The sequence below is a fragment of the Pseudomonas sp. Ant30-3 genome, from assembly GCF_000690905.1.
Taxonomy (GTDB): Bacteria; Pseudomonadota; Gammaproteobacteria; order Pseudomonadales; family Pseudomonadaceae; genus Aquipseudomonas.
The window spans coordinates 1-12,798 of record NZ_JMCL01000175.1 but is presented as its reverse complement, the minus strand read 5'-3'; the positions used below and the strand labels follow the sequence as shown (position 1 = coordinate 12,798).

Below are 12,798 nucleotides of genomic sequence, written 5' to 3'. Positions count from 1 at the left end.
ATTCTGCGGTTCCCCACCAATGTGGACGAAACCGCCGATGCCGGCGTCGAACACCCGATCCGCGTGGTGACTGACCCCGTCACACAAGAGCCAGCGCCTTATGTGCATATCCGCACCAATCTCGAAGCCCTCATCCATCGCAACGTGTTTTACCAATTGGTGGAAATCGCGGTGAGCCGTGAGATCGACGGGCAGCGCTGGCTGGGCGTATGGAGCGGCGGGGAATTCTTCCCGATCGGACTCGAGCCTTAACGCATAACCCTGTGGGAGCAAGCCCGCTCCCACATTGGTAGGCGCAACCTGCAAAAAAATCCAATTGACACCCAATCATATGATGATTAGCGTGGACACCCATCGCGAGCGGCTTTGTGCCGTTCTGTTATCGAGGTGCCCATGTCCAGCAGTTTTCATGCATCGACGGTCGACTGGCTGGGTTGCTGGATTGCAGCAGGCCAGGTAAAGCCCGGTGAAACCATCAAGGTTGAAGCCGCGCTGGGTGAGCAGCTGGGTGTCAGTCGCACGGTCATCCGAGAAGCTATCAAAACCCTGGTTGCCAAAGGCATGCTCGAAGTCGGGCCGAAAGTCGGCACGCGGGTGCTACCGGTTCGACGCTGGAACCTGTTTGATCCGCAAGTTGTTGGCTGGCTGTCTCGCAGCGGTTTGCCTGAAAATTTCGTCGACGATCTGCTCGATCTGCGCCGCACCATCGAGCCCATGGCCGTGCGCTGGGCCTGCGAACGCGCAACGGTCGAGCAAGTGCAAGCGGTGCTGCAGGCGTATAACGCGCTGGAGCGTGCCGTGGAAAGCGGCGCCGATTACAACCGCGCCGACCAGTTTTTCCACGAGTGCATCCTCGCCGCCAGCCACAATCAATTCATCGAACAAATGGTCCCGGCCCTGGGCGCGTTGCTGGCGGTGTCGTTTGAAGTCTCTGCGGCTGATCCGGATGAACTGCGGCGCACGCTGCCGATCCACAAGGACATGGCCGACGCCATTGCTGCGCGGGATGCGGCGCGCGGTGTGTGGGCGTGCATGACGCTGATCGACAATGCGGACCTGGCCATCAAACGTTACTACCCGAAAGTCATGGCCGATAAAAAGGCCGGCTGACAACCTGGAATCCAGAACAACGCAGGAGGTTTCATGGAGTGGACCGCAGTGACCCAGCACCGAGCGCACCTTGGCGAGGGCCCCTTTTGGGACGCGCCGACGCAAGCCCTCTACTGGGTCGATATCGCCGGCAAGCAGGCGTTGCGACTCACCGGCGCCAACGTGCAAATCTGGCAGATGCCGGAGCATGTTTCAGCGTTCATCCCCTGCGACAGCGGCGATGCGCTGGTGACACTGAGCAGTGGCGTCTATCGCCTTGATCTTGATTCGCCGGGCCTGGAACCGCGCCTGACGCTGCTTTGCGTAGCGGATCCGAACCCCGCGAACCGCCCCAACGAAGCCCGCTGCGATGCACTGGGCCGGCTGTGGCTCGGCACCATGCAAAACAACATCGGCGAAAATCGCGAAGACCTGCCGATCGTGCAGCGTTCAGGTGGTCTGTTCCGCATCGATCATGATGGCCGGGTCACGCCTCTGCTGCGTGGCCTGGGCATCCCAAACACGTTGCTCTGGAGCGAAGACGGCACTGCGCTGCATTTCGCCGACAGCATGGACAAGACACTCTACCGGCATTTCATTAACGCCGACGGCAGCCTCGACGCCGCCCAGGTCTGGTTCGGCCCGCACGAGCGTGGCGGGCCCGATGGGTCGGCGATGGATGCTGAGGGTTATATCTGGAATGCACGCTGGGACGGCAGTTGCCTGCTCAGGCTGACCCCGGATGGCGCCGTCGATCGAGTGATCGAACTGCCCGTCAGCCGCCCAACCAGTTGCGTTTTCGGCGGCGATGACTTGAAAACTTTGTACATCACCTGCGCCGCCAGCCCGCTTGATCACCCACTGGACGGCGCGCTGTTGTCCATGCGCGTCGACGTTGCAGGAAAAATCTGTCATCGATTTGCAGGGTGAATCCCAAAATATGGGATGTAAAATTATATATTGAGATTATTTGGCGGTCGGGTTTATAGTCGGCGTCATCAGTTACACGCACTCACACTTAAAAAAACAAAACAGGTGAAGTGATGCAGCGATTTTTCATACAGCTATCCGGCCGGACATCGACAGATGCCCGGTTTTTGTCGTGCCTGAAAGGAATGCTGAGCCATGGCTGAGCGTCTTTCGCTGCCGCCAGTGGCCGAGCCACCGCAGGGCAAGCGCCTGGAAAATAAAGTCGTGCTGATTACCGGTGCCGCTCAAGGTATCGGTGAAGCGATTGTCGCGGCGTGCGTTTATCAACAAGCGAAACTGATCATCAGCGATATCCAGGGCGAGAAGGTCGAGCGCCTTGCGCAGCGCTGGCGTGACAGAGGCTTCAACGTTCATGCGGTCAAGGCTGACGTTTCCAGCCAGCAAGACCTGCACGCCATGGCCGGCCTGGCGCTCGATCGATATGGCCGGATCGACGTGCTGGTCAATTGCGCCGGGGTCAACGTGTTCCGCGATCCGCTGGAAATGACCGAGGAAGACTGGCGCCGCTGTTTTGCCATCGACCTCGACGGCGCCTGGTATGGCTGCAAAGCGGTGCTGCCGCAGATGATCGAGCAGGGTGGTGGCAGTATCATCAACATCGCCTCGACCCATTCTTCGCACATCATCCCGGGCTGCTTTCCGTACCCGGTGGCCAAGCACGGCTTGCTCGGCCTGACCCGTGCGCTCGGCATCGAATATGCGCCGAAGGGCATTCGCGTCAATGCCATCGCGCCGGGCTATATCGAAACTCAACTGAACGTCGATTACTGGAACGGTTTTGCCGATCCGCATGCCGAACGCCAGCGTGCCTTCGACCTGCATCCACCACGGCGCATCGGGCAGCCGATGGAAGTGGCCATGACCGCGGTGTTCCTTGCCAGTGACGAAGCGCCGTTCATCAATGCTTCATGCATCACTGTCGATGGTGGTCGCTCGGTCATGTATCACGACTGAGCGAACAGGATTTCACGGGAGGATTACGCCTGAAATCCAATCATCATACGATATGACTATTCGCTTCATGTTTCAGGGTTGCACTGATTTTCAAACACTATATCCAACAATAAACGCTCAAAAAAAATAACAAGGAGTCAGCTTATGAATCGTCGTCGTGGGATCCGTTCCCTGTGCTGTGCCGCTTTGGCGGTCACTGCGGTCAGCTTGAGCAGCACGCTGCTGGCGGCCGAGGAAGTGAAGATCGGTTTTCTGGTCAAGCAGGCTGAAGAGCCTTGGTTCCAGACTGAATGGGCATTCGCGGAAAAGGCCGGCAAGGACAAGGGCTTTACCGTGATCAAAATCGCCGTGCCGGATGGCGAGAAAACCCTGTCGGCCATCGATAGCCTCGCGGCCAACGGCGCCAAGGGCTTCGTGATCTGCCCGCCGGACGTGTCCCTCGGCCCGGCGATCATGGCGAAGGCCAAACTCAATGGCCTGAAAGTCATCGCTGTCGATGACCGCTTTGTCGACGCCAGCGGCAAGTTCATGGAGGACGTTCCGTACTTGGGCATGGCCGCGTTCGAAGTCGGTCAGAAGCAGGGCGCCGCCATGGCGACTGAAGCGAAAAAACGCGGCTGGGAGTGGAAAGACACCTACGCGGTGATCAACACCTACAACGAACTCGATACCGGTAAAAAACGTACGGACGGCTCGGTCAAGGCTCTGGAAGAAGCCGGGATGCCAAAGGATCACATTCTGTTCTCGGCGCTGAAAACCCTTGATGTGCCGGGCAGTATGGACGCCACCAACTCGGCGCTGGTCAAACTGCCAGGCGCGGCGAAAAACCTGATCATCGGCGGCATGAACGACAACACCGTGCTGGGCGGCGTGCGGGCTACCGAGAGCGCCGGTTTTGCCGCGGCCAATGTGATCGGCATCGGCATCAACGGTACCGACGCGATCGGCGAACTGAAAAAACCCAACAGCGGCTTCTTCGGCTCGATGCTGCCAAGCCCGCACATCGAAGGCTACAAAACCGCCGAGATGATGTACGAGTGGGTCACCACCGGCAAAGAACCGCCGAAATACACGGCCATGGACGACGTGACGCTGATCACCCGCGAGAACTTCAAGCAGGAACTGGAAAAAATCGGCCTGTGGAACTGAGGACCGGTTGATTTCACCGGCAGCCCCCGGCGAGGGGGTTGCCTGATCTGTGTGAAGAGGTGGGTTATGCACGCGCAACTAAAAATACAACAGCACAGCGCCGAAGGCAGCTTGCGCTTCAACGGGATCGGCAAAACCTTCCCCGGCGTCAAAGCGCTGGATGGCATCAGCTTCGTCGCCCATCCGGGACAGGTTCATGCCTTGATGGGCGAGAACGGTGCCGGCAAATCAACGCTGCTGAAAATTCTCGGCGGGGCTTATACGCCGAGTAGCGGTGATCTGCAGATCGGCGAGCAGACCATGGTGTTCAAATCCACGGCCGACAGCATTGGCAGTGGCGTCGCGGTCATTCATCAGGAACTGCACCTGGTACCGGAAATGACCGTGGCGGAAAACCTTTTCCTCGGGCATCTGCCGGCCAGTTTCGGCCTGATCAATCGCGGCGCATTGCGCCAGCAAGCGCTGGCCTGTCTCAAGGGCCTGGCCGATGAAATCGACCCGCAGGAGAAAGTAGGGCGGCTGTCCCTTGGTCAGCGGCAACTGGTGGAAATCGCCAAGGCGTTGTCCCGGGGCGCGCACGTTATTGCCTTCGATGAACCGACCAGCAGCCTGTCGGCGCGGGAGATTGATCGTTTGATGGCGATCATCGGGCGTCTGCGCGATGAGGGCAAAGTGGTGCTCTACGTCTCCCATCGCATGGAAGAAGTGTTCCGCATCTGCAACGCGGTGACGGTGTTCAAGGACGGTCGTTACGTGCGTACGTTCGAGGACATGAGCGAGCTGACCCACGATCAACTGGTTACGTGCATGGTCGGTCGCGACATTCAGGACATCTACGATTACCGCCCGCGCAAGCGTGGCGCAGTGGCGCTGAAGGTCGACGGTTTGATCGGGCCGGGCTTGCGCGAGCCGGTCAGTTTCGAAGCGCACAAAGGTGAAATTCTCGGGCTGTTCGGCCTGGTCGGCGCCGGTCGCACCGAGCTGTTCCGCATGCTCAGCGGTCTGGAGCGCAACAGCGCCGGGCGTCTGGAATTGCGCGGTCGTGAACTCAAATTACGTTCACCGCGCGACGCCATCGCCGCCGGCATTCTGCTGTGTCCCGAGGACCGCAAGAAGGAGGGCATCATGCCGCTCTCCAGCGTCGCCGAGAACATCAACATCAGCGCACGGGGCGCCCATTCGACCTTCGGTTGCCTGCTGCGTGGCCTGTGGGAAAAGGACAACGCCGACAAGCAGATCAAAGCGTTGAAGGTGAAGACGCCGAACGCCGCGCAGAAAATCATGTACCTGTCCGGCGGCAATCAGCAGAAGGCCATTCTCGGCCGCTGGCTGTCGATGCCGATGAAAGTGCTGCTGCTCGACGAGCCTACGCGCGGCATCGACATCGGCGCCAAAGCCGAGATCTACCAGATCATCCACAACCTGGCCGAAAGCGGCATCGCCGTCATTGTGGTGTCGAGTGACTTGATGGAAGTGATGGGTATTTCCGATCGCATTCTGGTGCTCTGCGAGGGTGCGATGCGCGGCGAACTGTCCCGTGACGAGGCTAACGAATCCAACCTGCTGCAACTGGCTTTGCCGCGCCACCGCGCTGACGGCGTGGCGAACTGAGAGGTAACAATAATGACAACCCAAAACAATGCTCTGCCCACTGCGCGCAAACCGCTTGATTTACGGCGCTTCCTCGATGACTGGGTGATGCTGCTGGCGGCGGTCGGGATCTTCGTGCTGTGCACGTTACTGATCGACAACTTTCTTTCACCGTTGAACATGCGCGGACTCGGCCTAGCGATTTCGACCACCGGGATTGCCGCGTGCACCATGTTGTATTGCCTGGCGTCCGGGCACTTCGACTTGTCGGTGGGTTCGGTGATTGCCTGCGCCGGCGTGGTCGCCGCTGTGGTGATGCGTGACACCGACAGCGTGCTGCTGGGTGTCGGCGCGGCGCTGGTGATGGGCCTGATTGTCGGGCTGATCAACGGTATCGTGATCGCCAAGCTGCGGGTCAATGCGCTGATTACCACGCTGGCAACCATGCAAATCGTGCGCGGTCTGGCCTACATTTTTGCCAACGGCAAAGCGGTGGGCGTGTCGCAGGAATCGTTCTTCGTGGTCGGCAATGGCCAGCTGTTTGGCGTGCCGGTGCCGATCCTGATTACCATCGTGTGCTTTCTGTTTTTCGGCTGGCTGTTGAACTACACCACCTACGGGCGCAACACCATGGCCATCGGTGGCAACCAGGAAGCGGCGCTGCTGGCCGGGGTGAACGTTGACCGGACCAAGATCATCATCTTCGCCGTGCATGGCGTGATCGGTGCGCTGGCTGGGGTGATTCTGGCCTCGCGCATGACTTCGGGTCAGCCGATGATCGGGCAGGGTTTCGAGCTGACGGTGATCTCGGCGTGCGTGCTCGGCGGGGTGTCGTTGAGCGGCGGGATCGGCATGATTCGGCATGTCATTGCCGGGGTGCTGATTCTGGCGATCATCGAGAATGCGATGAATCTGAAGAATATCGATACGTTTTATCAGTATGTGATTCGTGGATCGATATTGCTTCTGGCTGTTGTCATCGACCGCCTCAAGCAACGCTGAGATTGTTGCTGACTGTGCTGAAGCCATCGCGGGCGGCGTTCCGACTTGCCCGCGAAGGCGGCTTAGCTGATTCACCACACACCCGCGAACTCCCACTTCCTCCCGTCACCTCCCTGAAATATTGCTTGCCCGCATAGCATCTTTCGGTTTCAATTTGTACATGATTAGACAGGTACGATTTGACAAAAAACAACGGGTGGTCGACGAGCTCATCCGGCGCATTGAAAGCGGCCTCATGGAGGACGGTTTCCTGCTGCCCGGCGAGCATCAGTTGGCTCAAGAATTCAAAGTCAGCCGGGGTACGCTGCGTGAAGCGCTGGCCGAGTTGAAGCGGCGCAATTACATCGCGACGCAAAGCGGCGTCGGCTCCATTGTCACTTTTGACGGCGTGGTGCTCGATCAGCGCAGCGGGTGGGCGCAGGCACTCGCTGATAGCGGCGCGCTGATCAACACCGAAGTGCTGCGGCTGGAAGCGGTCAGCCGTCCCGACCTGTTGTCGCGGTTCGGCACCGATCAATTCATTACCCTTGATCGTCGACGTCGATCCAACGACGGCACGCTGGTTTCCCTCGAGCGGTCACTGATGCCCGCCACCGGTGGCCTGGAAAGCCTGCCGCGCGTTGGCCTTATCGACAATTCCCTGACCATCACCCTGGCCGCCTACGGCTACATCGGCGAACGTGGCGATCAATGGATCGGCGCAGAACCCTTGAGCGCCGAAGACGCCGAGCTGCTCGGTCGCCCGGTCGGCACGGTGTTCCTCAAAGCTCTGCGCACGACTTACGACCGACAAAACCGCTTCATGGAACAGGTTGAAAGCCTGCTCGACCCGGTGCATTTTCGCCTTCACCTGCAATTTGGAACACCACAATGACCGCGCTCAATCGTGCCCTGGGCGCTTTTTACGGCCTGGCCCTCGGTGATGCACTGGGCATGCCGACGCAATCGATGAGCCGCGCCGATATCAAGGCGCGTTTCGGCGAGATCAGGGATCTGCAGGACGCCGGCCCCGATCAGCCAATCGCCGCGAACATGCCGGCCGGCTCGGTTACCGACGACACCGAACAGGCGATTCTGGTCGGCCAGTTGTTGATCGATGGCGCGGGCCAGATCGAACCTGCGCTGCTCGCTCAGCGCCTGATCGAGTGGGAAGCGACGATGCAGGCCAAGGGTTCGCAGGATTTGCTCGGGCCATCGACCAAGCGCGCGATCGAGATGATCCTCGCCGGCCATTCGCCGGAAGAGGCGGGGCGCTACGGCACCACTAATGGCGCAGCGATGCGCATTACGCCAGTGGGCATCGCGGCAGATGTCGCCGACTCGCAGCGGTTTATCAGCGCCGTGGTCCAGGCCTGCCAGGTCACCCATAACACCACGCTGGGAATTTCCAGTGCCGCAGCGGTGGCGGCGGTGGTGTCGGCCGGCATCAATGGCATGGATCTGGGCGAAGCGTTGAACCTGGGCCAGCATATCGCTCAACAAGCGGAGGGCCATGGCCACTGGGCTGCGGGAGGGCGGATTGCTTCGCGTATCAGTTGGGCGCGGACCATCAGCGTCGACAGTGACAAGGTGTTGCTCGCGGATCTGCTGTACGACGTTGTCGGCACGTCGGTGGCTTCACAGGAATCGGTCGTGGTCTCGTTTGCCCTGGCTCAGCAAGTAGCGGTTGGCGAGATGAACGCCTCCGAAGCGCTGTGCACGGCGGCCAGCCTCGGTGGCGACACCGATACCATCGCCGCGATTCTCGGGGCGATGCTTGGGGCGTGTCTGGGTCTTGAGAGTTGGCCGGTCGGGATGATCGACAAGGTCAAAACGGTTAACTCGCTGGAGTTGGAGCCGTTGGTGCTGAGGCTTTTGGCCTTACGTTGACTGGGCTGACCGCTTCGCGAGCAAGCCCGCTCCCACAGTGGGTGTGCGCGGACCTGTGGGAGCGGGCTTGCTCCGGGCGGCGTTCCGACGAAGGGCGCACCGCCGACTCACTTTTATAAACCGTAACGGATTGCGCAACCACGGCCAGGATTGCCGGTATGTTCTGTCGACTTCCGCAATTGCCCACAACCACAAAAAAGGCAACAGGAGCATTTTTCATGAGTTCATCAACCACCGGACAATTTGCCGGGCAGCTGGAAACCCGTGGCATCGAGCCGGTGCCGGAAGCCGAATGTAACGGTCATCCGCTGCAGCTGTTCTGGGTCTGGTTCGCCGCCAACATTTCCATCCTCGGCCTGCCACTGGGCGCCACGCTGGTGGCGTTTCGTGGCTTGGCGATCTGGCAAGCGATCATCGTCGCGATCCTCGGCGCCGCCGGGTCGTTCGCGGTGGTGGGCATTATCTCGATTGCCGGCCGGCGCGGCCGCGCGCCGAGCCTGACCTTGTCGCGGGCCATCTTCGGCGTTCGTGGCAATATCGGGCCGACCCTGGTATCGCTGATGTCGCGGCTGGGTTGGGAAACCGTCAACACCACTACTGCCGCGTTCGTGTTGCTGTCGCTGTGCTCGATACTGTTCGGCTCGCCGGTCGAGGCCAAAAGTGCGCCGGTGCTGACGTTGATCTTCATCGCGATCTTCGTGCTGCTGACCTTGTCGGTTTCCGGGCTCGGTCATGCGACGTTGCTGGTGATTCAGAAGTGGGCGACCTATGTGTTCGGCGCCTTGAACATCCTGGTCGGCGGTTTTCTCTGCGCCACCATCGACTGGAGCGCCGTGTTTAACGCCACCCCGGCGCCGCTGAGCGCAATGATCATCGGCGTCGGAACCATGGCGGCCGGCACCGGGATCGGTTGGGCCAATGCCGGTGCCGACATGTCGCGCTATCAGCACCGCAGCGTCAAAGCCGTGCGCCTGGTCGCATCGGCCGCGTTTGGTGCGGGTATTCCGTTGGTGCTGTTGATCACCCTCGGCGGCTTGTTGTCTGTGGGCAATGACGACCTGGCCTCGGCCACCGACCCGATCATCGCGATCCGCGACATGCTGCCGACCTGGATGGCCGTCCCGTACCTGATCACCGCGTTCGGCGGTTTGCTGCTGTCGAATAACCTCTCGGTGTACTCCGCCGGCCTGACCACGTTGACCCTTGGCCTTAAGGTCAAACGCGTCTACGCGGTGGTGGTCGACATCGTCGCGATCTTCGCCGGTTCGATCTACTTCATGCTGATCGCCGACAGTTTTTACGGTCCTTTCATCACCTTCATTTCCTTGCTGGCGGTGCCAATTACCGCGTGGGTCGGGATCTTTGTTGTCGACCTGATTCACCGTCATTACTACAGCCCGACCGACTTGCTGGACGTCAGCCCGAGCAGCCCCTACTGGTATCGCGGCGGTATCGAATGGCGTGCGTTCGGCGCGTGGGCAGTGGCGATCGTGCTGGGTTTCAGTTTCACCACCATCGGCACTACCGAGCAGAACGTCTGGTTCCGCGGGTTTCTCTCCGATTCCTGGCTGGGCCATAACGGCCTGGGCTGGATCGTGACGTTCCTGGTGGCGGGTGGAATTTATTATGTGTTGGGCGGGGCGAGAGATCGTCGTGCCGCCTCGGTCGAGAATGCTCATGCCTAAGATGTTGCACACCGGCCAGGTCATGATCGACCTGGTCATGGCGGTGGCCAAGCTGCCGGAATCCGGCGGTGATGTGCTGGCGCAGTCGGCCAGTTTCGAGGCGGGCGGCGGCTTTAATGTAATGGCCGCGGCCCGGCGTAATGGCTTGCCGGTGGTCTATCTGGGCCGGCACGGCAGCGGTCGTTTTGGTGACCTCGCGCGGGCCGCCATGAACGCTGAAGGTATCCAGATGGGTATTGCTCACCGCGCCGAGCGGGACACTGGGCTGTGCGTTGCGGTGACAGAGGCCTCGGCTGAGCGCAGTTTCATTTCCTACATCGGCGCCGAAGGCGAGTTGACCGCCGAAGACCTCGCCAGTGTGCCGGCGGAGGCGGGCGACTATGTGTACGTCAGCGGCTACAGCCTGCTTCACGCAGGCAAGGCTCAAGCACTGGTGGACTGGGTGCTGGCGTTGCCGACGGGAATCAACGTAGTGTTTGACCCCGGCCCGCTGGTGGAAGCGCCGGAAGCGCCGTTGATGCAGAAGTTGCTTGGGCGCATTGATGTGTGGACCAGTAACAGCGTCGAGGCATCGCGGTTTACCGGCGTTTCGGACATTGCCGGGGCGCTGGCTCGGCTGATTGAGCATTTGCCGGACGATGTTCTGCTCGTCGTTCGTGATGGTGCAAACGGATGCTGGGTCAGTCATCAGGGAGCGCACACACATGTGCCGGGCTTTAAGGTGGCAGCAGTGGACAGCAACGGCGCGGGCGATGCGCATGCGGGGGTGTTTGTCGCAGGTTTGGCGCACGGATTGCCGGTGCTTGAGGCAGCACGGCGAGCGAATGCCGCTGCTGCGTTGGCGGTGACCCGATGGGGGCCGGCGACTGCGCCCGTGGCTGCTGAAGTTGACGTGTTGGTCGAACAAGCGTCCGGCGCTTGATGGATTGCCATCGCTGGCAAGCCTGCTCCTACAGTCGATCGAGGTGAAATTGAAGTACTCGATCATCTGTGAGAGCGGGCTTGCTCGCGAAGAGGCCAGAAGATTCAACGAGAATAAGTGGCCACTCAAGCGGTCGCAGCCACGGGCGGCTGCGACCCGTCAGGTGCTATTTATTAGCGTCCAGCTTGCGCGCTGCTTCAACGCCAGCGGCACTGAGCTTGATCGGCATATTCAGCGAATGCTCGCCTGCCTCGTTGCAGGTCACGTGGCCATGTTGAATCAAGCCTTGGTCTTGAAGCTGGGCGAGGGTACTCGCCACGACTTTCTCACCCCGGTAATTGTCCAGAACCTCCTTGCCCAGGCCGCTCGGGTGAGCGTGCAGCAAGCGGGTTAGAACTTCTTTTTGCAGGTCGTTATCAACGTTCATGGTTACCTCTCATGGCTGTGGATAGGTCGTGCGTGTACTCGCGTGGGCGATTATTGGCTGGCACCGCCACCTTCTGAACCCGAACCACCAGTGGTGGTCTTCGAGCCGATGCCGGGGCCGGCATTGTCGGGAGTCGCGTCCGGCGTGTTTAAACCGCCCTGACGTCCAGGGTCACTGCCTTGCGTGCGCGGGTCGGTGCCGGTGGACGGCGGCAGGCCGCTGTCGACGCCGGTGCCGTTGGTGTTCATGCCGGGAGTGCTTTGAGTAGCGGAAGAGCCGGTGCCGCCAGTCGGGTTGGTCGGGCCGGTGCCGGAAGCAGTGTTGGCAGCGAATGCGGCAGAGGACAGAAGGGTAGCGAACGTAAGAGCGGTCAGCCTGGACAAGATCATGGTGTCGTCTCCATTTATTAAAAGTCCTTACCTGACGTTGGTCGGCTCTGATCGGAATTGGTGCCTCAAGAGCGACGAACGGTTCATGCCTGATGGAGCGATCTGGCGCTCACAACCCGGCGCCAGATCAGGCGTGCCACGGTGATCAGCCAGTTCAACAGGGCTACTGCCAGAACTGTGAGCATAAGTGTCGTCATGCCGTGTTCGACGATGATCTTCCCGGCCAGCAACGGGAAGCCGAACACGCCGATGAAGTACGACAGGCTGAACAGCAACAACGATTGCGACGTAACACCATGTGGCGCTTCGTTCGCCGCCAGGCCATTGATCACCGAGTACGTCAGCCCGTAACCGACCCCGAGCATCATCGCTGCCAGTACGTAGGTGAATCCGCTGTCGACTACGAAACCGAACAGCACGATCGAGCCCATCATCAACCCCGACAGCAGGCAGGACGCGCGGAGTGGATCGCGCTTGACCACGAAACCCGCAATCAGCATTCGACTGCTGATCGCCGCGCCCATGAAGCCGAAAAAGAACAGTGAGTAATCCAGCGAGCGAGACGCTGCGTAACTGGTTTGAAAGCTCGACAGGCCCCCAAATACGCACCCGCCGAGGCCGACCATGATGATCGGAAACAGCGCTTTGGACGACAGCACCTGAACAGTGGCGCGCCAGGAAATGCGCGCAACGGCGGGCACAGGCGAGGGCGCTTTTTTCAACTGAGCATCG

At 60.3% G+C, this 12,798-nt stretch carries 14 protein-coding genes; 11 read left to right on the top strand and 3 right to left on the bottom strand.

From position 1 onward, the window contains the following. From DU29_RS0128135 to DU29_RS0128085, 11 genes are all read left to right on the top strand, one after another. On the top strand, nucleotides 1–252 hold a 252-nt coding region (locus DU29_RS0128135; protein ID WP_028624693.1), incomplete at its 5' end, for a DUF1285 family C-terminal domain-containing protein. Between the two features lie 141 nt (nucleotides 253–393). Then, nucleotides 394–1,110 (top strand): FadR/GntR family transcriptional regulator, encoded by a 717-nt coding sequence (locus DU29_RS0128130; RefSeq protein ID WP_028624692.1) that lies wholly within the window; start codon nucleotides 394–396, stop codon nucleotides 1,108–1,110. A 33-nt stretch (nucleotides 1,111–1,143) separates the two neighbouring features. Further along, on the top strand, nucleotides 1,144–2,019 hold the full coding sequence (locus DU29_RS0128125) for an SMP-30/gluconolactonase/LRE family protein (RefSeq protein WP_028624691.1): 876 nt from the start codon (nucleotides 1,144–1,146) through the stop codon (nucleotides 2,017–2,019). A gap of 195 nt (nucleotides 2,020–2,214) precedes the next feature. Beyond that, entirely contained in the window at nucleotides 2,215–3,033 is an 819-nt protein-coding gene (locus DU29_RS0128120) for an SDR family oxidoreductase (RefSeq protein ID WP_028624690.1), read from the top strand. Between the two features lie 144 nt (nucleotides 3,034–3,177). Further along, a complete protein-coding gene (locus tag DU29_RS0128115; RefSeq protein ID WP_028624689.1) occupies nucleotides 3,178–4,182 on the top strand; it encodes a substrate-binding domain-containing protein in 1,005 nt (334 codons plus the stop codon). Nucleotides 4,183–4,248: 66 nt separating this feature from the next. Further along, the gene (gene araG / locus DU29_RS0128110) at nucleotides 4,249–5,793 is read left to right on the top strand and encodes an L-arabinose ABC transporter ATP-binding protein AraG (RefSeq protein ID WP_028624688.1); all 1,545 of its coding nucleotides are present in this window, start codon (nucleotides 4,249–4,251) and stop codon (nucleotides 5,791–5,793) included. Nucleotides 5,794–5,805: 12 nt separating this feature from the next. Then, entirely contained in the window at nucleotides 5,806–6,774 is a 969-nt protein-coding gene (araH, locus tag DU29_RS0128105; RefSeq protein WP_028624687.1) for an L-arabinose ABC transporter permease AraH, read from the top strand. Between the two features lie 160 nt (nucleotides 6,775–6,934). After that, nucleotides 6,935–7,648: a GntR family transcriptional regulator gene (locus DU29_RS0128100; protein WP_028624686.1), complete on the top strand. Its 714-nt coding sequence runs from the start codon at nucleotides 6,935–6,937 to the stop codon at nucleotides 7,646–7,648. Then, entirely contained in the window at nucleotides 7,645–8,643 is a 999-nt protein-coding gene (locus DU29_RS0128095) for an ADP-ribosylglycohydrolase family protein (RefSeq protein ID WP_028624685.1), read from the top strand. The genes DU29_RS0128100 and DU29_RS0128095 overlap by 4 nt, the downstream gene beginning before the upstream one ends. 218 nt (nucleotides 8,644–8,861) lie before the next feature. After that, a complete protein-coding gene (locus DU29_RS0128090; protein ID WP_028624684.1) occupies nucleotides 8,862–10,328 on the top strand; it encodes a purine-cytosine permease family protein in 1,467 nt (488 codons plus the stop codon). After that, nucleotides 10,321–11,250 (top strand): PfkB family carbohydrate kinase, encoded by a 930-nt coding sequence (locus DU29_RS0128085; protein ID WP_028624683.1) that lies wholly within the window; start codon nucleotides 10,321–10,323, stop codon nucleotides 11,248–11,250. Before DU29_RS0128090 ends, DU29_RS0128085 begins: the two co-directional genes overlap by 8 nt. A 166-nt stretch (nucleotides 11,251–11,416) precedes the next feature. On the opposite strand, the gene DU29_RS0128080 is transcribed toward DU29_RS0128085, so the two are convergent. The 3 genes from DU29_RS0128080 to DU29_RS0128070 all read right to left on the bottom strand — a co-directional run. Then, entirely contained in the window at nucleotides 11,417–11,677 is a 261-nt protein-coding gene (locus DU29_RS0128080) for a hypothetical protein (protein WP_028624682.1), read from the bottom strand. 50 nt (nucleotides 11,678–11,727) lie between these two features. Further along, nucleotides 11,728–12,066, bottom strand: coding sequence for a hypothetical protein (locus DU29_RS0128075; protein WP_028624681.1), 339 nt, complete (start codon nucleotides 12,064–12,066; stop codon nucleotides 11,728–11,730). An 83-nt stretch (nucleotides 12,067–12,149) separates the two neighbouring features. Beyond that, the coding region (locus tag DU29_RS0128070; RefSeq protein ID WP_028624680.1) for an MFS transporter at nucleotides 12,150–12,798 on the bottom strand (649 nt) is incomplete at its 5' end.